The organism is Leucobacter ruminantium, from assembly GCF_017565705.1.
Taxonomy (GTDB): Bacteria; Actinomycetota; Actinomycetes; order Actinomycetales; family Microbacteriaceae; genus Leucobacter; species Leucobacter ruminantium.
The window spans coordinates 188,201-209,814 of record NZ_JAGDYL010000005.1 but is presented as its reverse complement, the minus strand read 5'-3'; the positions used below and the strand labels follow the sequence as shown (position 1 = coordinate 209,814).

Genomic DNA, 21,614 nt, shown 5'->3' with positions numbered 1-21,614 from the left:
CGGCGATCCGTCGCCCTCGCGCTCGATCCCTCGAGCCGTCACCTCCGCCTGCGACACCGGGAAACAAAAGAAAATAGAAAACGAGATTTTCCTTAATTTTCTTTCGGGGTGCCAAGATCTGCGATCCGCTTCGACAACCCAGCTACCGGCTTCCATACGATCGGCTTCTTCGAAGAGCCGCGCTCCAGCAGTCCGACATCTTCCAACCGCATCAGGTCGGCGCGGGCCGTCGGAAGCGTCACGCCATATCTCCTGGATATCTCATTCGCGGTCACCGCTACCACGCCCTCGCGCGAGAGCCATTCGATGACGCTCGTCTGCCGAGCGTTGAAATCCACCGACGCGCCCCTGAGCGCGCCTCGTACGCGATCCGCCTCGGAGCGACGCATCTCGATGTACGCATCCAGCTCATCGAGTGCGCGCACGATCACCCGCAGCTGATGCAGTATGAAGTAGGTGAGATCCCCATCGTCATCCTCGCTGTACTCGTAGCTGTCCCCGTACTGACCGGGCGCCTCCTTGAGGATCTTCGAGATAGCCAGATACTCCGCAAGCCAGTAGCCGTTGTGCAGCATCGACCAGTAGAACGCCAACCTCGCCGTGCGCCCATTTCCATCGGCGAAGTAGTGGTCATAGCCGAACATGAAGTGGGTGATGGTCGCGCGCACCACCGGGGGGATATACGGCGCGCTGGAGACGGCGCCGTTCGCGAAGGCGCACAGCCGAACCAGGCGCTCGGGCAGCTGCCCCGCGGGCGGCGGCGTATGGACCAGATGCTCTCCGTGCCACACCCGAACGCGCTCCTCCTCGGGTCGTTCGAGTCTCCCCGCCTGCCCCGGATCCTCGAGCGTTCCGGCGGTGAGGTCCGCGTGGAGTTCCAGCACCCAATCAGGCGTCAGGGGATCGTCCGATCTCGCCGAAACCTGCTTCATCGCAAGATAGTTGTTCAGAATCATCAGCTCCGAGACGTCGACGGGTTCTCGGCCGGTATCGATCATCTCGACTGCGGCCCGCCTGCTGGTCGATGCTCCTTCGAGCTGGCTTGAGGTGATCGACTCCTCGACCAGTGACCGCACGATGAAGCCGTCACGGCCGGCCGAGGTCAGCGCGTTCCCACCGCCCAGGACGTTCCCACCGGCCCGTCTGGCGATCTCCTCAGACAGCTGCAGCACCTCGTCGCTCATCACGAAGAAGAACGGCCGTCCGTCCTTCGCCTCCAGCGGCACCTCGCGCCTCTGCGCCGAGCGCTGCAGTTTGAGCTTCAGCCACCACTCCTCGTGGGTCAGCCCCTCCGGGGGTGATCGATGCCGCAACTGATCCCAGTGCCAGTACCGCGAATCGTCCAGCGGCGGCGACATGATGAGTTCCACAAATCGGCGCGAGTCCGAACCGAGCTTGTGCTGAAGCTCTTCGAGATCCGGGGCCGGGGAACGGAGTACCATCGATCCATCATAGCAAAAGAAAACAAAATTTTCTTTTTCTTTAACTTTATATCGGGTGTCGGGTTCCCCCTCAGTCGCGGCGCAGCAGCCAGTCGACCGGGGGCTCGATGATCGGGCGGAACACGACCGTCACCCAGCGCATGGAGAGCAGCGCCGTGATCGCTGTCGCGACGAGCACGAGGCCCAGCATCCCGAGCGCGCCCCACGAGTTGAACAGTTCGACGGCCCCCGTCGCCCGCAGCCCGTACACGATCGGGCCGTGCAGCAGGTAGACGTAGAGCGTGCGCGACCCCCAGGGCGTGACGGACGTCTCGCGGCGGGGCAGCACGATGAGCAGCGCGAAGGTCATCAGCGCCGCGATGAGCAGCAGTGCTGCGGCGATAGGGATCCCTCCCGCCGCCGTGCCCAGCCACCCCTCGGGCTGCCAGTCGCCGATCGGGGCTCGCTCGAAGACGCGCAGATAGTCGTCGCGCCAGGTCAGCCAGCGGTCGATGCGCCAGAAGTCCCGAAAGCGAGGTTCGAGCACGAAGACGAGCGCGACGCCACCGAGCACGGCCCAGCCGAGACCGCGCAGCACGGGCGTAGGATGCGTGAACCACCGGCCATCGAGCCAGCCGCGATCCCTCGCCATCCAGCCGAGCACGAAGAACGGCAGGAACGTCAGCGTGCGCGCCGCCGAGAACTCGGTGCCGATGACCGGACTGAGGCCGCCGAGCAGCGCCAGCGCGCTCGAGACGACGAGCGGGTGCCGCAGCCGCGCGATGTAGGGCAGCAGCAGACGCATGGTCACGAGGGTGACGAGGAACCACAGCGTCCAGGCCGGCGAGACGAGGAAGCCCTTGCCGAGCCCCTTGCCTTCCGTGAGCAGGTGGGCGAGCGCCCAGATGCCCTCCCACAGCAGCCAGATCACCGCCAGCTGCACCGTCGACTTCACCGCCTTCGGCGTCGTCTCGGGGCGCGAGAACATGCCCGACAGCAGGATCATCGCCGGCATGTGGAACAGGTAGATGTAGGCGTAGAGCCCGAAACCGAGGGGCGAGTCGGTGCGCACCGTCGAGACGACGTGCCCGATCACGACGAGGAGGATCAACGCGAAGCGGGCGTTGTCCCAGAGGGCGATGCGCGGCCTCGTCTGCCTGGCGGGTGCGGCGGTCGTTGCGGTCACGCTGTCTACCCTATGCGGAACCCCTGCCGGGCCGGTTCGTCGACCTCCTGCGCCCGGGAGATCAGCGGGCACCTCGCTGCTCGCGCAGCAGGCGCAGCGTGCGCTGCTCCTCGATGCCGAGGTAGCGCCGGGGCCTGATCCGCGCGCTCCGCACGCGCTCCACCGCGGTCGGGTTCTCGAACGCCTCGAGCACTCGGGGATCGATGTACGAGGACTGCGCGACGGCGGCGGTGTTGCCGAGGCGCTCGGCGACCTCGCGCACCGCGGCTCTGCGAGCGGCCGCCGCGGCCTTGGCGTCGGCGAGTTCCGCGGGGTCCGCCTCGAACAGCAGCGAGGCTGCGAGCAGTGTGCCTCCCCAGGTCCGGAAGTCCTTCGCCGAGAACTCCTCTCCCATATGCCGCTTCACGTATGCGTTGACGTGCCGGCTGTCGAGACGGTGCACGACCCCGTCCTCGTCGAAGAATCGGAACACCTCGGGGCCGGGCAGTTCCATGAGCCGAGCGACGAGTCGCGCCACTCTCGGATCCCTCACCCTGCGCCTGTGCCGTTTGCCGCTCTTCCCGATGAAGTCGAACAGCACGGTCTCGCTCGTCACGCGCACGTGCTCGCGTCGCACGGTCGTGGCTCCGAAGCTCCCGGTGCTCTTCGCGTACTCGACGTTGCCCACCCTGAAGAACTGCCGATCGATGAGCCGCACGACCCCCGCCACCACCCGATCGCGGCTGAGGCTGCGACGGCGCAGGTCCCTGTCGACCCGGGCACGAAGCGCGGGCAGCGCCTCGGCGAAGCGCGTCACCCGATCGAACTTCTCCCGATCCCTCCGCCTGCGATACGCGGGATGGTAGATCGTCTGCGTGCGTCCCGCCGCATCGCGACCGCGCGCCAGCACCTTCGCGGACGGCGAGCGCGCGATCTCGACCTCCGTCCACGCCGGAGGGATCGCGAGCGCGTTCAACCGCTCGATCTCGCGGGCGCTCGTGATCTTGCGGCCCACCAGCCGATACACCGGCTTCCCGTCCACGAACTCGCGCGTGATCGGTCGGCGCCGCGTGCCCGTGCCCGACCGTCGTCCGCCTCGCGCGCGCCGTGCGCTCACCGGGAGCCGCCCCGGCGCTCGGCGTAGTCGGGCAGCGGGTCGCTCGGCACCACGACGACGTCGTGCACCTTCCAGTCGAGAGCCGCGATCCGCTCCGCGGCCGCACCGAGCCGCTCGAGACTGACATCGGCGTCGTGCGGGCGCACGAAGGCCTCGATGTGCAGTACCTGCCCTTCATCGCGCACGCGTACTCCCGCCTCCGCCACCCAGTCCTCCTGCTCCAGCTCCTCGATCACGCGCACGCCCAGCGGGTGCGGCTCGGAGTCGTCGACCGTGCGGGCGCTGCGGTCCATCAGGTCGGCGAGTGCGGAGCGCGTGTTGCGCACCCCGTCCCACACGATCCCCGCCGAGATCACGATCGCGGCCGCACCGTCGAACCACCACAGCCCGAACCCCACGCCCAGCACGCCGATGATGGACGCTGCCGTGCTCTGCCAGTCGGCCTTCGCCATGTCGGCGTCGGCGTAGAGCACCTTGTTGTGGAGTACGGGGGCGAGCTTCGCCTTCACCGGGCCGTAGAGGAAGACCGGTCCGATCACCGTGACCGCCATGACACCCACCATCAACCACCCCGACCAGAAGGTGTGCCCGAACAGCTGCACGCTGCCGATCGTCGGATGCTCCGCTGCGAACAGCCCGATCGCGGAGTCGACCGCGAGGTTCGCGCCCACGGCGAACAGCGCCACCCCGGCCACGAGGTGTCCCACGCCCATCGCGCGGTGGCGCCCGTAGGGATGCATACGCGTCGTCGGCCGACGCCGGTAGAGCAGCGCGATCAGGAATGCGATCTGCGGGATCAGCGAGAGCATGTCCTCGACCCAGGCCGTCTTCATCGCCTGCGACTCGCCCATCACGAGCGCGATGAGCACGATCGTGACGCCCGTGTAGCCGATCGTGAAGAACTGCCAGCGCACGGCGCGCTTCAACGCCCGCTGCTGCTCCTCCGGCAGGTGCTCGCGCTCTCCCTGCACGAAGGCCGCGCGGCTCATGATGCGCGCTCCGGGTTCTGCTCCGGATTCTGCTGCGCGCGCGGCTGCGACTCCGCGTCCGCCTTCGGTTGCGACTCCGCGTCGAGGATCTCCTCTACTTCGCTGAGAAACGCATTCTCGCCCATGAGCACCAGAACGACGACGCGCCGGCCTTCGGCTCCCGGCAAGCGGTCGAAGGCGCGGCTCACGCCGACCCTGTCGGTCCACGGCGTGTCCTCTGTGAAGCCGCCGACGGCGAGATCGAGCTCGTCGCGCTCGATCATGCCGACGAGACCCTCCTCGCCGCGAACGGTCCATTCCGGCTCGGCATCGAGCTCTTCCGCGACGCGGGCGGCGGCATCGACAAGAGGCCCCGAGGGATCCCTCGCCGTCACATCGACGAGGCCCGGCTCGGGCGAGAGACCGATGCGCAGAGTACCGCCGGAGACCGTGTCGAGCGTGCCATCGGGGTCGGCGGGCACCCGGACGCCGCAGGCCTGGAGCGACGGGCCGAGCAGCGCGATCGCGAGCGCCGCACCGCACACGCGCAACGCCCGACCGCGGGTCCGGCCGATACGACGGCCGCGCGTTCCATTCCCGCCGTTCCCCGCCACCCCGTTCGCTCGCATGATTCGAGTGTGCTGGATCACAGCAGCGGTGCTACAGACCTTGACACAGAGCTCGACACGGGGCTAGAGCGGCGAAATCTCCGCCGACCGACCGAGCGCGGCCTTCTCCAGGCCGAGCGAGCGCAGCGAGTAACATTGCCGTCGTGATCGCCGCAGACCTGATCCGCATCATCGGAGGCGCGACGGGGTTGATCGGACTCGGCCTCGTCATGGGTTTCAGCCCGACGCTCATCGCGGTGTCGCTGCGCGTGCTGACCGGCACGCCCCGCCCCGATCGCGCGATCGGCTGGATGATGGTCGGACTCGTGCTCGGTTCGACGGCCCTGCTCCTCCTGCTGCAGATCGTCGATCCGCGCAGCTTCGAGCATCTGCTGAGCCGGGACGCGGAGAGGATCCTGGTGGGCCGAGGCGTCGACCTGACCGCGGGTTCCCTGTTCGTCGCCGCATCGGTGTGGCTGTGGGCACGAGCGAGGAAGCCGCGCCCGGTACGGAAGCCGCGTCCGACACCGGCCGGAAAGCCCTGGGAGATGATGCTCATCGGAGCGTCGAACGCCGTCATCGGCGTGAGCGGCATCGCGACGATGTATATGACGGCAAGACTCCTGCGGGGCGTCAGCGACGATGACCTGATCCGCGTCGTCCTCTACGCGGTATTCGTCGCGGCGCTCGTGTCTCCCTACGTCGCGCTGACGGTCGCCTGGCGGCGCTTCCCGTCGCTCTCCCAGCGCATCACCTCCGTACTCGCTCGGCTGGAGCATGCGGACCTGCGGCCGTGGGAGGCGGGAATCGCACTGCTCGCAGGACTCGTCTTCCTGGGACTCGGCGTCTGGGGCTGGCATCGCCCCGCAGGCTGATCGAGAAGCAGTCCTCCGCCGGTTGAGCGAGAAGCAGCCCTCCGCCGGCTGAGCGAGCGAAGCGGATCGCATACCCTTCCCGCGAAACACAAAAACGGGCCTGACCGGTAGTTTCCTACCGACCAGACCCGTCTTACCCTGAGCCGACTGTGGGATTTGAACCCACGACCTATTCTTTACGAGGGAACTGCTCTACCCCTGAGCTAAGGCGGCGCGCATCTCGAAGTCAATCGAGATACTTCGATAAAACACCTGATGGAAACCGATTTTTCGACTCCCAATCAAATACCATCCTTACGAGGATATCAGAGATTCTCGGAGGGTTTCGACTCGTCTGGTGCCGCTGAAGTGTCGAGTATCTGTCGACAGATCAAATCTCCTCCGAGAACGAACGAGCCTCTGGCCAGGAACGCGATACCTGTCCGATCTTCCAGTTCTCGCGCCAAACAGGGTCGCCGACGCGTCAGCAAGTCTCAGCAATGACGGTTCGGCCGCGGCCGGATGGCGAACCATTCCGGAACCTTCGGCTTGAAGTATGTCCGCCCTCCGTCATGCGTCTCGTTGAGGTATCCGAGATAAATGAAGGAGGCTCCAGCGAACTCATCGAGCTCATCCATGTCGTTTTCGTCCATGACCCACTCGAGCAGCTCTTTCGTAAGGAGAATGTACGGGGCTTCCCACTGAGTATGCAACCAAGCGGCACCATCTTGCCCGGCCTCGGCCGAGTGGAGCGCGCCCAGTACACTTTCTCTCGATTTCTGTGTGCACCAGTGATGCCGGCGATGTTGACGCAGCAACTTCGCACATGGTCATATCCATGAGGCAGACCGATTTGCTTCGTGGACTTCGCGAACTCGGGGTTGCTTTCCGGCCTTGAAAGCAAGGACAAAAGCCCGATACTCGGCGTCGATGCGCTTCCTCGAGATGCGCCAGTAAACTGTCACGCCCTCCTGCGACGAGGAGCACCTGCCGGATCATTAACCACGTGCGTGTGACTACGGCGAGGTCGGTGTGGGCGAAGCCTGAAGGCATCTTCCCGCAGCGCAAGCACGTTACTCTCCGGAAGAGCCCCACTGGACGCCTCTTGCGCGTTCTCGGAACTCTCGTCACACCCTGGCTCATGTTGGGCACCGAAGAAGCCCCCGCTTCGTGGGCGGCACATAGTAGGCGGCACCGTCAGAACAGACACACGCGAGCCTCTCCCAGATCCGCTCCCGATCACTGGAATCCATCCTCTTGAGATCAGTAGCCCAGAGCTCGGCACCGGTCGGCTCGTGCTTCGCCCTATCCATGACTTGAATGTACACCTTGCTTGTCGCACCGCCTGCACTTCTTCTCCTGCGGAGCATATGAGCGCTCCGCTCGACATGGAGGAGATGCGCATGAGTGCACTGACAACCCCGGTCATCGAGCCGGGCGGTTCGATACGTGACGGAGGGAAGTCATCATGGCGGCGTGCTGCGGCTGTGGTCGTCGCGCTTCTGATCGGGTTGAGCGGTTTGCTCTTCCCCACGGGTGCGCAGGCCGCTGGCCTGGGCACCGGGTTCGGGAACTCGCCGGCCGGGCATCTCGGCTCGTATATCGCGGAGTCGGACGGCCGGGTGGTGTACTGCCTGGACTCGACCATCGGCAGCCCGCTCGGGCTCTACACCTCGGGACCGATGACGGTGACGAGCCTCACCGACTACGGTGGCAGGAAACTGTCGGATTCGGAGCTCGCGCAGATCAACTATGTGCTCGCGAAGTGGGGCAACAGCAGCGATCCGAGGACCACGGCAGCCGTGCAGCTGTTCTTGTGGAACATCGCCGACTCCACCTATGTCGGCGATGCTCACTGGCTCGAGCTCGTACCTGCGGGCGATCGCGGTGCGGTTGTCGCGAACAAGAACGCGATGCAGTCAGAGGCTGCCGCGAACGCCACGACTGCGGCAGATCTGCAGCTGGCGATCTCCATGCAGGATCAGTACACCGGCACCCTGACGGTGAGTATGAGGCCCTCCACCATGTCGGGGAGCGTCTCGCTCACCAACGCGACGTTCGAGGACGGCTCGACCTCGAAGGCGGTGGGTCCTGGCTCGTACAGGATTCTCGGCACCCCTCCGTCAGGGGCTCCCTCTTATAAGGTCTCCGGGTCCGGTGCCTACAGCGGCGCCGGCATCGGCGCTCGGGTCGATCTGTATGAGACGCCGGGCGCGCAGCGGCTGCTCGCGGCGGGTACGCCGGGGAGCGTCACCGCGAACGCAGAGTCGCCGTTGATCGAACTCGACTTCCAGCCCGTGATCGGCACGCAGGTCGCGAGCCGCTACGTGCAGGAAGGCGACGCGTTCGTCGACGAGCTGATGGTCGAGACCACGGGCCGCGGCGATTGGATCGTACTCGACGGTGCCCCGGTGAAGCTCACCGCGAAGGGCACCCTCTACGGCCCTTATGATGAGCAGCCTCAGCAGAGCAAGGACGTGCCCGAAGGCGCGCCCGTGGCCGGCACGGAGACCCTCGTCCTCGACCAGGGCGTGGGCACCTATGCCTCATCCGGGGAAACGAAGGCACCCGAGTCGGGGTTCTACACGTGGGTGTGGGAGATCGACAAGGCAGAGCAGGGCGACGCTGCGAAGTACATCCGGGACTCGTTCCGAGATGAGTTCGGCCGGGTGAACGAGACGCACGTCACCCCCTTCCAGCCGGAGGCGGTGTCGAAGTCGGATGCGCGCCACGCGGCGCCGGGCGACACCGTGACGGATACGATCACGGTGTCCTCGAGCAACGGCGCCTGGCTGAAGATGGATGGTGAGTTCATCCCCGTGGTGTTCACCGGTACCGCCTACCAGGTGCCCGGCGCGATGCCGCCTGCCGAGCAGGACGGCGTGCCCGAGGACGCCGTCGCGCGCGGCGAGGTCGAGGTGACCGCGGACGGGCCCGGCGTCTACACCTCCCCAGGCGTGCAGTTCCCCGGCCCCGGGTTCGTGACGTGGGTGTGGGAGGTTCGCCTGGACCGGCAGCCCGAGGAGTACCGTCCGTATATCGCGAACGACTGGGCCGACCGGTACGGCATCCCGGTCGAGACAACGAGCGTGCGCTGGCCAGCCGAGGTCAAGAGCGAGGTCCGCGAGTACAACGTGCACTTGAACGGTCGCGCGTTCGATGACATCATCCTCTCCGGCTTCCCGGACGATCATGGCGAGTTCCAGGGCGACGGCTACTGGGAAGCCGATGTCGATGTCGTCGAGCATGTGGTCTACGGACCGTTCGCGAGCGACACGGAGCTGACCGACGATCTGGATCTCGAGTCGGCGCCGGTCCTCACCGAGCTGACCACGCCCGCCCGGAACGGCACCTATCGGCTGGGCTTCACGGATGAGGATCGGATCCAGCCGGACAAGCCCGGCTACTACGTGGTCGTGTCCTCGTTCGTCGGTGATGATCGTGTGCTCCCGTTCCGTTCCTCCCCCGCGGATCAGTACGAGCGGTTCTTCGTACCCCCGGCGCCGAAGCATCCGAAGGTGGAAGTCCGCACGCAGGCTCAGCCCGAAGCGTGGGTAGGTGAGGACTTCTCCGACACCGCCTACGTCTCCGGCGACGGCGTCCCCGAGGACGGCTACCTCGTGTTCCGCGCCTACGGCCCGTTTGATGCCCCGCCCGCGAAGGACGGTGAAGGCGACCCGTTCTTCACGAGCGAGCAGATTCCCGTGAACGGGCCGGGTGAGTACAACTCGGGTCCGACCCGCGTGGACCGGCCCGGTGTCGTGTACTGGGTTGAGACCCTCTACGGCCCGGACGACGAGATCCTCGCCGAGGGTTACATCGGCGCACCGGGTGAGAGCACCGTCGTGAAGAAGAGGTCGGGCTCGACACCTCCGGACCTTGCCGTCACCGGTGCCGAGGACTGGATCCTTCCGGCCGGCCTGATCGCGCTCGCCACGACGGCGGCCGGCGGGGCGCTGCTGTTCGGACGTCGCCTGGCCCAGCGCCGCGAAGAAGCCGGATACATCAGGGAGGAGGATCTCGTCACCGGCGAGCAGGCCATCAAGCTCCTCACCGAGCAGGCGCCGGAGACCGGCACCGATACGAACACGGATAAGTAAGGAGTGAGCATACGGGGTGGTGCGGCCGCGTCTTCGTAGCCGCACCACCCCGCGTTCTCATTCCTGGGGAGGCTCGGCGAGACTCCTGATCCACTGAGCCACGGGGACGCTACCGACCCGGTAGCAGCCATCGCCGGGTCGCTTGATGGCGAGGGCGATCTCGGCTCCGGGTTGGGCGAGACGGAGCATCACCAGATTCCGTCTCGCCTGCCGGGCATTGCGGGTGACCTCGGTTACGAGGTCCGCGCCGAGGCAATCAAACGAGCCGTGCCCCAAGGCAACCCCATACAGAGGACCATGGTTCTCATAGCGCTCGACCCAGGCGTGCCGAAGCGTCCGGGCTCGGCTGGCCTCGACCATCGCGCGGTACGCGTTGGAACGATTGTCGAAGGTCGCTACCGGCCGCGCCGCGCAGATGGCAGACTTGGTCGGACGCACGAGCAGCTCGAACGTCCATCCGGCATCGCTTCGCGCATCAGCGTCATGGAGTTCGTCGTCATGGCGAATCTGCTTCCCAACGCGTTCACCGGCTTGGCGCAGCCCGGCAGTGATCGCGGCGAGAAGCTCAGGGGCGGCTGGATGAGGATCTGCGTTGGTGACGTGGGAACTCCGCCCGTTCGCCGTGATGATCGCCAGAACGTATTGGCAGTCAGGCTCCAGAACGTGCTGGGAGATGTAGTAGGCGACGTCGCTCGGGAGGCGTTTCCTTCCGCCGTCGGTGAGGTACTGGATCGTGTATTCCTGCTCGCTCTCCCGCACGCGATGAGCGAGCGGGCCGGAGAGCCTGTTACCGGGGATCGCTCCAAGAGTGGAGGTGAGAACTTGGATAGGTGTGGCCGTGAGCATCTTCTGGTGCCAGGCGGCTGTGAATGGGAGGCCGACTTGTATCGCTGCTGTGATCTCGGCGCACGTCATGCGCTTCATGGGCTAGACCCTTTCTCGTACATTGATGAGACGCTTCTCCCTGAACGGAACGGTGAGAACCCTCATCAGGTTCTGCAAACATTCAGGGGCGACCGACGCGTGGGCAACTGCTCCTTGGACGATTCCGGCTTTACTACGGCGAGGGCATTTCCTCGGCTGGGGCCGGCGGCGGCGGGTATTCTCGAGGTGAACGTCTCGGCGGCGGAGCTCTCGGCACCGTCTGAGCTAGGCGGTCTGTCGCAGGAGCTCGGTGAGGGCGAGAGAGACCCTGATGGCGCTCTCCCTGGTGAACTCGATGCTCTGTGGCCCTTCGGCGATCACGACCCAGGTCTCAGGAGTCGCGAGGTCGCGGAAGGCCGTCACGTCGACCTCCCCTGTCCTCGGCTCTGCAGGGAGATGATTCGAGCTCGTGTCCGTCGGTGGTTGCCTCACGATCACGGGGACGACGGTCAAGTCCCCTTCGTGGCGGCGGTCGGCCTCGATGACCTGTTGCTGGTGTGTGGCAGTGCACCAGGGTGGGCACGGCTCAGTGAGCCAAGCTGGCTTCGGAGCGTTCATGATGCTCTACTTTCTCCGGCACGTCATCTGCCCGTTCCGCTTCCCCCGCTTCTTGTTCCTGTTCCAAGCGGGATCCGCGGCGACGCGCGAGGATCTCACACCATCGCGTCTTAATGAGCAGGACGAGGCTGATCGGCCCCATCAGGAAAAGCTTTGCCATGGTGAATGCGCACGCCGCCACGATGAGATAAAACGCGCCTGGCAGGGCGCCGTTCTGGATGAGCGACTCGATCCACATGCCAAACCACCAGTATGGGAAAGCAAGCAGCATCGCGGGCACACCGAACTTCACCCCCTTGCGGCTGCGGAGCCAGGCGATGAGAAGGTTGCCCGGCAGGTAGCGGGTGACGATGAACAAGGCCGTCGCCGCACGGGTGGCGAGAGCGAAGATGAGAGTGAACACGGGGGGTCTCCTGGATCGCACGGTGATGTACGTCCGGTGACCAACCGGCTTTCGGCGGATGGGTCCACTCAAGAACCGTCCGAAGAGGTTCTTCATTCCGAACTTTGATGCTCAGGATTGAGGCCCGCCTACTGTTTCTAAGTTTACCTCTGTCGCGAAGCTAAGGATAGGGGCATCGTAGAGCTTGTCTGCAACCTTCGAGCAGGTACCTCTCAATGCGCTCGCTTGCACCACATTAATGCCGATAGCAACGAGAGCGGGAGTGGTGGTGTCTCTAACTCACGGCCGACGACGGCCCGATACGCCCAATATTGCATGGCGCTCTGCGAGACGATCTGCCGCTCGGTCACGCCCACGGTTGCGGCGTGGATATCCACGAGACGCGTCGCAGCATCGCCGACCTGTCGGTGTCCTGCTCTCCGATCCAGGCAGCGATGAGCGCCCGCACGTTCGCTGTGGTCGAGTCACGGAACCGGCGAACAGAAGCCGCCTTCCGATCCGTCTCCGGGCGCTGCCCGACCTACGCACATAAATACCTAACCAAACGATGTGAGTCCGGTTCCGAACCTCTCGTGTGCGCACCATCGGCTCTCGCCGAAGCGTGCGAAGCGTTCGTGATCGAAGTCCGGCGTATCCATGGCGAACCATTCACCGGCTAAGCCCGCACTGGCGGGCAACGCAGGCCGCATTTGGGCCGAGTTCCCATAGCAAGTCCCGACTCGCCGAGCAGGAGTCCGTATCACCGCGCGAGCCGGCGCTAGAGAGCACCGAGAAAGGCGCCCGTGCGAGTCCGAGGAAGTTACCCCTAACCTACCCGCACCAGCAGCGCGACTAGCACGGAGAATGGCACCGAATTAGGCGCGAGGGGGAGTCCGATGACATCGTTTTCAACCAGAAATAGAGGCGGGTGAGGCGCAAGCCCGCGAACGCGGCACACTCCTGAGAGCCCAGCCCGGCGCGATGATGGGCCAAGGCGCCGGAGCGAAATAGCCAGCGATGCCAAGAACCTCCGTCTCGAAGTCGAGTCTTACGGTGCCCATGGCAGAGCGATGCGGACGGTCTGGTATCTGCGTTACCGTGCGAAGTTCCCTCGGTAGTCCTCGTATACCCAGCCCACGACCGAGACGATGAGCAGCGGTACGCTCATGTAGGCGAACCAGAATCCGACTGCGATGCCGAGCACGACCAGGCTCGCTCCAAGGGCGAGTGAGATGGGCCACCAGCTGTAGGGGCTGAAGTGTCCGATCTCCGGGTCGCCGTCGTCGATGTCGGCATCGTCCCGGTCCTCGACCAGCGGTGCTCCGTGCTTCTTCTGCACCAGCTGCAGATAGAACGCCAGCCACGCCATGAACGCACCGCCGAATGTGAAGGCGATCGTGCCGAACCACTCGATCGTGTTCGTCTCGAGCAGGTTCCAGCCGGTGTAGAGCACGGCGAGGAAGATCTGGAAGATCGCGAGTATCCAGTAGATGACAATATGAGTGCGCAAGTGGGGCCTCCAGCCGACGTGTCCGGTCCGATGCACGAACTGGCGCCCACCATCGCGGGTGGAAGGCTCGATCATTAGACGATGCGTGAACAGTTCATGCACTAAGTATTCATGTCGATGATATTTTGGTCTCGTCTAACATGCAAACGGTGACAGGAGATGGTGATGGACGAATATGATCCCGCAGAAGCACTGAAACTCGATATTCAGGTGTGCTTCGCCGTGTCTGTCGCCAACCGCGCGATCGTCAGCCTCTACCGGCCGTTACTCGAACCGCTGGGGCTCACCCATCCGCAATACCTGGTCATGCTGACGCTTTGGGAGGATAGCCCGCGCTCGGTGAGCAACCTGTGCGAGGTGCTGCTGCAGGACGCGCCGACCATTTCCCCGCTCTTGAAGCGCCTCGAAGCGGCAGGGCTGATCACACGCCGGCGCAGCACCGCCGATGAACGCCGTCTGGATGTGGATCTCACCGAAGAGGGCAGACGGCTGAGAGAACTGGCGCCGCCGGTGCCCAAAGCCGTGATCAAGCAATTGGACATGAGCATAGATCAGCTCACCCGCCTGCGCGAGACGCTCTGGCATGTGATCGAGGCGGCGGGGCCTGCAAAGCAGCGATCCCATTAGAGTCGGGTGCTCTGCAGTCGGAGGCTGTTGGTGACGACGAGCACCGAGGACAGGGACATCGCGGCTGCGGCGATGAGGGGGTTGAGGAGGCCGGCTGCGGCGATGGGGATCGCGGCGATGTTGTAGCCGAACGCCCAACCGAGGTTCGCGCGGATGGTGCGCAGGGTCTTCCGCGCCAGCACGAGGGCCTCGGGGATCGCCATGAGTTGCTCGCGGACGAGGATGATGTCGGCGGCCTTGAGCGCGATGTCGGAGCCGGTGACGACGGCGAGGCCGAGGTCGGCGGTGGCGAGGGCGACGGAGTCGTTGATCCCGTCGCCGGCCATCGCCACCCGCTTGCCCGCCGTCTGCAGCTCTTGGATCACCGCGGCTTTCTCGTCGGGGCGCACCCGGCCGCGGACCTCGTCGATGCCGAGCCGGGCGGCGATCGCCTCGCCGGCCGGCTGCGAGTCGCCGGTGAGGAGGATCGTCTCGAGACCGAGCTCGTGCAGGCGGGCGACGGCGCGTTCCGCGTCGGCCTTCAGTCGGTCGGAGAGCGCGATCACGCCGAGCGCCCGCCCCGCGCGCGCCACGACGACCGCGGTGCGACCCTGCGCGTCGGCGGAATCGACGGCAGACTCGAGTGACGGTGGCAAGGCAATGCCGTGCTCCATCATGAGCGCGGTGCTGCCGACGAGGATCCGCTGCCCCTCCACCTCGGCCTGCGCGCCGAGCCCGGGCAGCGCGTCGTACGCCGAGGCCTCGTACCCGCCGGCGGAGGCATCGTCTGCGGCCCGTTCGATGGCGCGGGCGATCGCGTGCTCGGATCCGTGCTCGACGGCTGCGGCGAGCCCGAGCAGCTCTTCCTCGGCGATCCCGTCCGCGGTCACGTCGGCGACCTGCATGTCGCCGGTGGTGAGCGTGCCCGTCTTGTCGAGCACGACCGTGGTGATCGTTCCACTGGCCTCGAGGGCGTCGTGGCCCTTGATGAGGATGCCGCGGGAGGCGCCGCGGCCGACGCCGACCATGAGCGCGGTCGGGGTGGCGAGCCCGAGCGCGCAGGGGCAGGCGATGATGAGCACACTGATCCCGGTGCCGATCGCGCGCTGCGCGTCGCCACTGAACACGGCCCAGGCGGCGCCGACGAGGATCGCGAGGACGATGACGACGGGCACGAACCAGGCGGTGACGCGGTCGACGAGCGCCTGCACGCGGGCTTTGCGGGACTGGGCGTCTTCTGCGAGGTGCGCCATCTGCGCGAGCCGCGTGTGCGCCCCGACCGCGGTGGCGACCACCTCGAGGCGGCCGTCGGCGCTGATCGTGCCCCCGGTCACCTCATCCCCCGCCCCGACGGGCACCGGCACGGGCTCCCCGGTCATCATGGACGTGTCCACCGCCGCGGCCCCGGCGGCGACGGTGCCATCGGTCGCGATCGTCTCCCCGGGAAGCACGACGAAGACGTCCCCCACGCGGAGCTCGCCGACCGGGACGACCGTCTCGGCGCCGCCTCGCAGGATCCGCACCGTCGTCGCGGCGAGGGCGTTCAGGGCGCCGAGCACGTCGCCGGCTTTCCGGCGGGAGCGGGTCTCGAAGTAGCGGCCGGCCAGCTGCAGCGTCGTCATCCCGGCGGCGACATCGAGGTAGACCGAGTCGGCGCCGGTGGGCGTGCGCCCCCACCCGATCCAGTACCCGCCCGCACCGGTGTGCCCGACCCCGAACAGGAGCGTCGCGATCGCCCAGCCGTAGGAGGCGACGATCCCGAGCGAGACGAGCGTGTCCATGCTCGCCTGCCCGTGCCGGAGATTGCGCAGCGTCGTCCGGTGGAAGGGCCACGCCGCCCAAGTGACGATCGGGAGGGTGAGGAGCACGCAGAGGATCTCCCAGTGCGGGAACCGCCACTCCGGCACCAGCGCGAGGATGATCGTGATGTCCATGAGCGGGACGGTGAGCACCGCTGCGAGGATGAGCCTGCGCCGCAGCGAGGTGATCCGCTCCTCGGTCGCGCGCTGGGACCAGGCGTCGTCGGCGTCCTCGTGCACCCGTGCCGCGTACCCGGCCTGCTCGACACGGGCGATCGCGTCGCCGATGCTCGCGGCTGGGAGGCCGGTGACCACGGCCCGCTCGGTCGCGTAGTTCACCGAGGCGCGCACCCCGTCGAGCTTGTTCAGGGTGCGTTCGATGCGGTTCGCGCAGGCCGCGCACGTCATCCCGGTGATGTCGAGCTCGAGCGGCGGCTGATCTGCGATGCCTGGGGTGTCGGGCGGGCTGTCGGTGCGAATCATCGCGTCCTCCGGTTCGCGAGCTTTTCGAGCATCGCGTTGTAGTCGTCGAACTCGCTGTCGCGGCCGGCGTCGAAATGCCGGTCGCGGCGCTTCGCCTCGCGGGAGTCCTGCCGGGACCACTGCACGCCGAGCACGATGACGACGAGCATGAGCGGGATCTCGCCGCCGGCCCAGGCGACACCGCCGCCCATCGCCTGCGCCGCGGAGAGATCGGCCCAGGGCAGGCCCAGGTACTGGTAGAAGTTCTCGGCGACGAGCGGGCCTTCCCGGCTGCCCGACATGAGGATCACGCCGAAGAAGGCGTGGAACGGCATCGCCGCGAGCACGAACCCGAGCTTGCCGATGTGCGGCAGCGGTCTCGGCGGCCGGTCGACGCCGATGACGAGGCTGTAGTAGAGGTACCCGACGATGAGGAAGTGCACGTTCATGAGCTGATGGCCCCAGTGGTAGCGCATCAGCGTCTCGAAGATGCCGGTGAAGTACAGCGCGTAATACGAGCCGACGAACAGGACGAACACCAGCAGCGGGTGGTATACGAACCGCAGGAATCGCCAGTGCAGTACCCGCGTGATCCACGCGTGCGCGGGCGCCCACGGCGAGTCACCGCTCGTCGCGCGCAGCAGCAGCGTGACGATTCCGCCGAGGACCATGAGGATCGGGGCGAGCATGTTCAGGCTCATGTGCACGACCATGTGCACGCCGAAGTCGGGGGCGGAGTACTTCCCGAACCCGGAGCTGGTGACGACGATCACGGTGAGCCATCCGAGCGTCCAGGAGATCGTCCGCCCTACCGGCCAGGAGTCGCCGCGGCGGCGCAGGAGGCGCACCGCGAGCAGGTAGACGGTGATCGCGGTGATCACCGCCCCGAGCAGGAGGAGGTTCGGCCGCCAGTGCGTGAACAGCACGAAGATGGTGGGCGCGTCGGGCACCTCGAACCCCATGAACACCTGCTCGATGCTCGTCGGCACGAAGTATTGCGGCGGCGGCACCCGGGTCATCGCCACCGTGACGGCTGCCCATGCGCTGATGCCGAGCGCGGCGGTGGCGAGGAGCCCGGCGATCATCTGCGCTTGGAGCAGTCCGCGCCGCCACAGCAGCACCGCGATCGCCCACACCGCGGTGATCGCCGCCCAGAGCATGAGTCGGGCGATGATGAACCGGCCCGTCAACGTGTCCCCGATGCCGGTGCCGGCGAGCTTGAACAGGGTGATCACGGCATCGGTGGCCAGGATCACCGGCATCCCGACCGCCACCAGGATGGCCAGGCGTCGCAGCGTCACGACCGGCAGCAGCTCATCGGCGGCGGTGCGGATGGCGGCGACGAGCACGCTCCCGAATACGGCGGTCGTCGTGAGGGACTGGTACACGGCGGCGTCTCCGCCGAAGTCGTGCGAGGGCCCTACGAGCACGTGCCCGGTGACGACCGGGGCGAGGATCGCGAACGCCGACAGCCAGAGCGGGATGAGCAGCCCGGTCCATCGGGAGGCGAACATCGACGCGAAGAAGATGAGCAGCGCCGCGACGAACGTCACCGTCCACGCCCGCGGAGCGTCGACCGCGCCCCACAGCGTGCTGAACGCGCCCGGCTCCGCAGCGCGGCTGAGCGGGGTGCCGTTGCTGTCGAAGGCGGTGAGGAACACGAGGGCGCCGGCGGATGCCGCCCACACTCCCGACGCGATCTTGAACAGCTTCGGCGTCGACCCCGCCATCACGTCGGGGTCGTGCCCTTTCCGCGCCGGGTCGAGGAACAACAGGTGCATGATCGAACCGACGGTGAGCATCCCGCTGATCTCGGCGACCGGCTGGAGCACGGTCGTCGTCACGGCGACATCGAAGCCCGGGAAACGGAGCTCGCGCACCGAGTACGCCTCATCCCCGAGCATCATCGCGGTTATCACCGGAACCGCGATCACGGTCGCTCCGCCCAGGATGAACGCCCCGATCAGCACGTACCGTCGCAACATCAGAAGGTGTGCCCCGCTTTCACATTCACTTCCCGGTCAAACATGTTCATGCACGAACTATTCACGCGCTCCACCATCGCATATGCGCCTGACCGTTCGCGCAGCATGATCCACGGCCCGCGAGAGATGACGCTGAAACGACAGGGCTCCGATGGCTCGCCGTGCCGCGCACGAGCCATCGGAGCGGAATCGCCGCACGCGCTGAAGCGTGCGGGACCTGAGGCGGCCTGCTTACGCGACGTCATAGACGCGGATCTCGGGATCAGCGGCGAGCAGCGGGCCGAGCTCGCGGACGACATCACCCGTGAACAGCTCGGTCGAGAGGTAGGCGTTGGCGTTCTCCGTGGTGTCGAAGCCGTGGAGCACCTGCACGTCCTCGTCGCGGATGAGGAGCTCCTTGCTCTGCGCGCCGGTGATGGTGTCAAGGAAGGGCTGCTTGTACTTCGAGTAGACGCCCGCGGCCGCCGCGCGGTTCTCGTCATCGACCTGGAGCGTGATTTCGAGGTATGCCATGTCCGGATCTTCTTACGTTCGCGGGCCCGACCTTCGAACCCACCTTCACGTTAGGCCGCGCGGCCGATCCCCGGTAGGCCACCGCGACGCATAACGGCATAACCCCGAAGTATGGGTCTATGCGCTTGCTACGTTGCGGAGCAATCCGACGAGCTCTTCGAATTCGGTGGCCATGCGCGAGCTCGGATCCCAGACGGCCTCGTAGAAGATCTCGACGTCGGTGCCGTCGTCCACGACCCGGCGGTGCCCGGCGTCGGTGACGCGGGAGATCGGCAGTAGCGCGGCGCCGAGCCCGAGGGTCGACCATTCCTCGAGCACGCGGTAGCTGAGCGCTTCCCCCGGGTAGGTGCGCATCGGCAGTTCGTGGGAGGCGAGCAGGTCGCGCGTGAACGTCGTGAGCCCGCACGTGTCCGGGACGAGGATCAGCTGTCGCTCCGCGATCTCCCCGAGTTCGATCGGTGCATCGGTGCCAGGCTCCGACTCGACGAACACGACTGGTTCGGAATCGATGACGCGGTGCTCGTATCTCGGCAGCGGGCCGACGGACGGAATCACGATGAGATCGAGTTCATCCGCGATGAGCGCTTTCCGGAGTTCGGCGAGGTTGGCCTCGCGCAGCACGAGGTCGCGCGAGGTGTCAGCCGGCCCGAGCCCGCAGACGGCGCTGTAGGCACGTGCGACCAGCGCCGGGCTAATGAGCGGCGAGACGCCCATCCGGATCGTCGAATTCGTGCCGCTGGTCCATCTCTTCGCCTGCGTCGCGATGGCGTCGAAGCCCTGCAAACCGCTCTCGATGTAGGGCAGGAGAAAGGCCCCGAACGGGGTGAGCGACACCCCGCGGGGCGAGCGCTCGAACAGCGACTCACCGAGATGCTCTTCGAGCCGGGCGATCCCGTTCGACAGCGCCGGCTGCGTGACTCCGTAGGCGCGCGCCGCGGCGCTGAACGATCCGGTTTCGACGACTGCCTGCACGTATCGCAGGCTCTCGGTGTTCATGCGCTCAGCCATAGCTGCAGTGTATCGCTCGGTTCACTGCGCAGCGTGCGGAGATGCTCAACGAGGCGGGCGGGGCCGGAGGATTGGAGTCTGTCCGGCCTCGCCTGCCGCGTGCGTGTCAGGCGGTCTCGTCGTCTGCGTGGAAGAACTTCATCGCGAGCCAGCCGTGCGTGATCGCGCCGCCCGCGCGGAGGGCTGCGGCCGTGAACACGGTCTCGGCCACCTCTTCCTCGGTGGCGCCCGCCCGCTTGGCTGCCAGGGTGTGCGCTTCGATGCAGTAGGCGCACTGCGTGGTCAGCGCGACACCGAGGGCGATGAGCTCCGTGTACTTGAGCGGGATCGTCTTCGAGGGCGCCGAGATCGCCGCCTCGTCGAAGCCGACGAATCCGGCGAACGCATCAGGGGCGGCGGCGCGCAGCTTGCGCATGTACTTCTTGTCGCTGGGATCGTGGAAGTGGTTCGACATGGGGGTGTCCTTTCTGGGTGGTGTTGGGGATGGAAGCGCATCGAGTCGTCGGGGCGCCGTGCATGTCCGTCAGGCGACGCGGGTCAGCCAGCCGCGGGTATCGGGGCGCGTCCCGTGCTGAATCCCGAGGAGGTGTTCGCGCAGCGCGATGGTGCGGCGGCCCGGATCTCCGCCTCCGATGGTGATCTCGTCGCCGTCGAGGAGCCTGTTGATGGGTGTGATGGCGGCAGCGGTGCCCGTGGCGAACATCTCCGTGATGGTGCCGGCCGTACATCGTTCGCGTACCTCGGTCATGCCGATTCTGCGTTCCACGGGCGTCAGGCCGTGCTCCCGGGCGAGGGCGAGCACGCTGTCGCGGGTCACTCCTTCAAGGATCGTGCCGAGCTCGGGAGTGATGAGCTCGCCGTCCTGTGTGATCAGGAAGACGTTCATGGTGCCGGATTCTTCGAGCCATTCGTGTTCAGCGCCGTCCAGGAACAGGACCTGATCGCAGCCGTGGCGACGCGCTTCGGTCTGTGCGGCGAGGCCGGCCGCGTAGTTGCCGCCGCATTTCGCGTCGCCCGTCCCGCCTGGAGTCGCACGGGCGTGGACCCGGCTGACCCACAGGGATATGCCCACCGGGCCGTCGGCGAAGTACGGGCCTGCCGGAGACGCGATGGTGAAAAACGTCGCCTCGGAGGCCGGGCGCACGCCGAGGAACGGTTCGGAGGCGAACATGCAGGGGCGGATGTACAGGCTGGTCTCTCCGCCGTGCGCCGGTACCCAGGCCTGGTCGGTGTGTACGAGCCGGGTGACGGCGTCGAGGAAGAGACGCTCATCGAGTTCGGGGAGCCCGAGTCTGCGCGCGGAATGGGCGAAGCGTGCGGCGTTCGCCTCCGGCCGGAACAGCCAGATGCTTTGATCCGGATGCCGATACGCTTTGAGACCCTCGAAGATTTCCTGACCGTAGTGCAGGGCCGCGGTCGCCGGGTGCAGGCTGAAGTCGTGCGGTTCGTCGACGTGCAGATCGTGCCAGCCGCGGTCTTGCGACCAGCGCCCCACGGCCATGTGATCGGTGTAGTGCTTGCCGAAGCCCGGGGCGGCGAGGATCCGTGCGCGCTCTTCGACTGTGGTGGGAGAGCTCTCCGCAGGTAGGGTGAATTGGAGCATAGGAGACGCTTTCGTGTCGTATGGGGTTGGG

The 21,614-nt window shown here is 66.4% G+C and carries 19 protein-coding genes and 1 tRNA gene; 3 read left to right on the top strand and 17 right to left on the bottom strand.

Annotated elements, in window-relative coordinates; all coding sequences use genetic code 11:
* Positions 1-92: 92 nt before the first annotated feature.
* From J4H91_RS04365 to J4H91_RS04345, 5 genes are all read right to left on the bottom strand, one after another.
* On the bottom strand, positions 93-1,442 hold the full coding sequence (locus tag J4H91_RS04365) for a Fic family protein (RefSeq protein WP_208045031.1): 1,350 nt from the start codon (positions 1,440-1,442) through the stop codon (positions 93-95).
* A 70-nt stretch (positions 1,443-1,512) separates the two neighbouring features.
* The gene (locus J4H91_RS04360) at positions 1,513-2,607 is read right to left on the bottom strand and encodes an acyltransferase family protein (protein WP_208045030.1); all 1,095 of its coding nucleotides are present in this window, start codon (positions 2,605-2,607) and stop codon (positions 1,513-1,515) included.
* A gap of 61 nt (positions 2,608-2,668) precedes the next feature.
* On the bottom strand, positions 2,669-3,703 hold the full coding sequence (locus J4H91_RS04355; protein WP_208045029.1) for a DNA topoisomerase IB: 1,035 nt from the start codon (positions 3,701-3,703) through the stop codon (positions 2,669-2,671).
* Positions 3,700-4,692, bottom strand: coding sequence for a cation diffusion facilitator family transporter (locus J4H91_RS04350; RefSeq protein ID WP_208045028.1), 993 nt, complete (start codon positions 4,690-4,692; stop codon positions 3,700-3,702). The genes J4H91_RS04355 and J4H91_RS04350 overlap by 4 nt, the downstream gene beginning before the upstream one ends.
* The gene (locus tag J4H91_RS04345) at positions 4,689-5,300 is read right to left on the bottom strand and encodes a hypothetical protein (protein ID WP_208045027.1); all 612 of its coding nucleotides are present in this window, start codon (positions 5,298-5,300) and stop codon (positions 4,689-4,691) included. The genes J4H91_RS04350 and J4H91_RS04345 overlap by 4 nt, the downstream gene beginning before the upstream one ends.
* Before the next feature lie 143 nt (positions 5,301-5,443).
* Between J4H91_RS04345 and J4H91_RS04340 the strand changes: the two genes are divergently transcribed.
* Complete coding sequence (locus tag J4H91_RS04340; RefSeq protein ID WP_208045026.1) at positions 5,444-6,154, top strand: hypothetical protein; 711 nt, start codon at positions 5,444-5,446, stop codon at positions 6,152-6,154.
* Positions 6,155-6,295: 141 nt separating this feature from the next.
* On the opposite strand, the gene J4H91_RS04335 is transcribed toward J4H91_RS04340, so the two are convergent.
* Together J4H91_RS04335 and J4H91_RS04330 are read right to left on the bottom strand one after the other, a co-directional pair.
* Positions 6,296-6,367: transfer RNA gene (locus J4H91_RS04335), tRNA-Thr, on the bottom strand.
* 260 nt (positions 6,368-6,627) lie between these two features.
* Positions 6,628-6,786, bottom strand: coding sequence for a hypothetical protein (locus J4H91_RS04330; RefSeq protein WP_208045025.1), 159 nt, complete (start codon positions 6,784-6,786; stop codon positions 6,628-6,630).
* Between the two features lie 750 nt (positions 6,787-7,536).
* Here J4H91_RS04330 and J4H91_RS04325 point away from each other — a divergent pair.
* Entirely contained in the window at positions 7,537-10,233 is a 2,697-nt protein-coding gene (locus tag J4H91_RS04325; protein ID WP_208045024.1) for a hypothetical protein, read from the top strand.
* A 57-nt stretch (positions 10,234-10,290) separates the two neighbouring features.
* On the opposite strand, the gene J4H91_RS04320 is transcribed toward J4H91_RS04325, so the two are convergent.
* The 4 genes from J4H91_RS04320 to ctaF all read right to left on the bottom strand — a co-directional run bounded on the left by J4H91_RS04320 (position 10,291) and on the right by ctaF (position 13,607).
* Entirely contained in the window at positions 10,291-11,157 is an 867-nt protein-coding gene (locus tag J4H91_RS04320; protein ID WP_208045023.1) for a hypothetical protein, read from the bottom strand.
* Positions 11,158-11,382: 225 nt separating this feature from the next.
* Complete coding sequence (locus J4H91_RS15965; protein ID WP_424960823.1) at positions 11,383-11,715, bottom strand: DUF6907 domain-containing protein; 333 nt, start codon at positions 11,713-11,715, stop codon at positions 11,383-11,385.
* Positions 11,684-12,118, bottom strand: coding sequence for a sulfate permease (locus tag J4H91_RS04310; RefSeq protein ID WP_208045021.1), 435 nt, complete (start codon positions 12,116-12,118; stop codon positions 11,684-11,686). Before J4H91_RS04310 ends, J4H91_RS15965 begins: the two co-directional genes overlap by 32 nt.
* A 1,072-nt stretch (positions 12,119-13,190) precedes the next feature.
* Positions 13,191-13,607, bottom strand: coding sequence for an aa3-type cytochrome oxidase subunit IV (gene ctaF, locus J4H91_RS04305; RefSeq protein WP_208045020.1), 417 nt, complete (start codon positions 13,605-13,607; stop codon positions 13,191-13,193).
* 165 nt (positions 13,608-13,772) lie between these two features.
* On the opposite strand from ctaF, the gene J4H91_RS04300 reads away from it, so the two are divergent.
* Positions 13,773-14,234 (top strand): MarR family winged helix-turn-helix transcriptional regulator, encoded by a 462-nt coding sequence (locus J4H91_RS04300; RefSeq protein ID WP_208045019.1) that lies wholly within the window; start codon positions 13,773-13,775, stop codon positions 14,232-14,234.
* Here J4H91_RS04300 and J4H91_RS04295 read toward each other — a convergent pair.
* The 6 genes from J4H91_RS04295 to J4H91_RS04270 all read right to left on the bottom strand — a co-directional run bounded on the left by J4H91_RS04295 (position 14,231) and on the right by J4H91_RS04270 (position 21,583).
* Positions 14,231-16,495 carry a heavy metal translocating P-type ATPase gene (locus tag J4H91_RS04295; RefSeq protein ID WP_208045018.1) on the bottom strand — a complete coding sequence of 755 codons (2,265 nt, stop codon included), beginning with the start codon at positions 16,493-16,495 and terminating at the stop codon, positions 14,231-14,233. The two genes, J4H91_RS04300 and J4H91_RS04295, sit on opposite strands and share 4 nt — an antisense overlap.
* The gene (locus J4H91_RS04290) at positions 16,492-18,459 is read right to left on the bottom strand and encodes a cytochrome c oxidase assembly protein (RefSeq protein ID WP_208045017.1); all 1,968 of its coding nucleotides are present in this window, start codon (positions 18,457-18,459) and stop codon (positions 16,492-16,494) included. The genes J4H91_RS04295 and J4H91_RS04290 overlap by 4 nt, the downstream gene beginning before the upstream one ends.
* A gap of 231 nt (positions 18,460-18,690) precedes the next feature.
* Entirely contained in the window at positions 18,691-18,972 is a 282-nt protein-coding gene (locus tag J4H91_RS04285) for a hypothetical protein (RefSeq protein ID WP_208045016.1), read from the bottom strand.
* A 117-nt stretch (positions 18,973-19,089) separates the two neighbouring features.
* Positions 19,090-19,980 (bottom strand): LysR family transcriptional regulator, encoded by an 891-nt coding sequence (locus J4H91_RS04280; RefSeq protein ID WP_208045015.1) that lies wholly within the window; start codon positions 19,978-19,980, stop codon positions 19,090-19,092.
* 106 nt (positions 19,981-20,086) lie between these two features.
* On the bottom strand, positions 20,087-20,434 hold the full coding sequence (locus tag J4H91_RS04275; RefSeq protein WP_208045014.1) for a carboxymuconolactone decarboxylase family protein: 348 nt from the start codon (positions 20,432-20,434) through the stop codon (positions 20,087-20,089).
* A 69-nt stretch (positions 20,435-20,503) separates the two neighbouring features.
* Entirely contained in the window at positions 20,504-21,583 is a 1,080-nt protein-coding gene (locus J4H91_RS04270) for a branched-chain amino acid aminotransferase (protein ID WP_208045013.1), read from the bottom strand.
* Between the last annotated feature and the right edge of the window lie 31 nt (positions 21,584-21,614).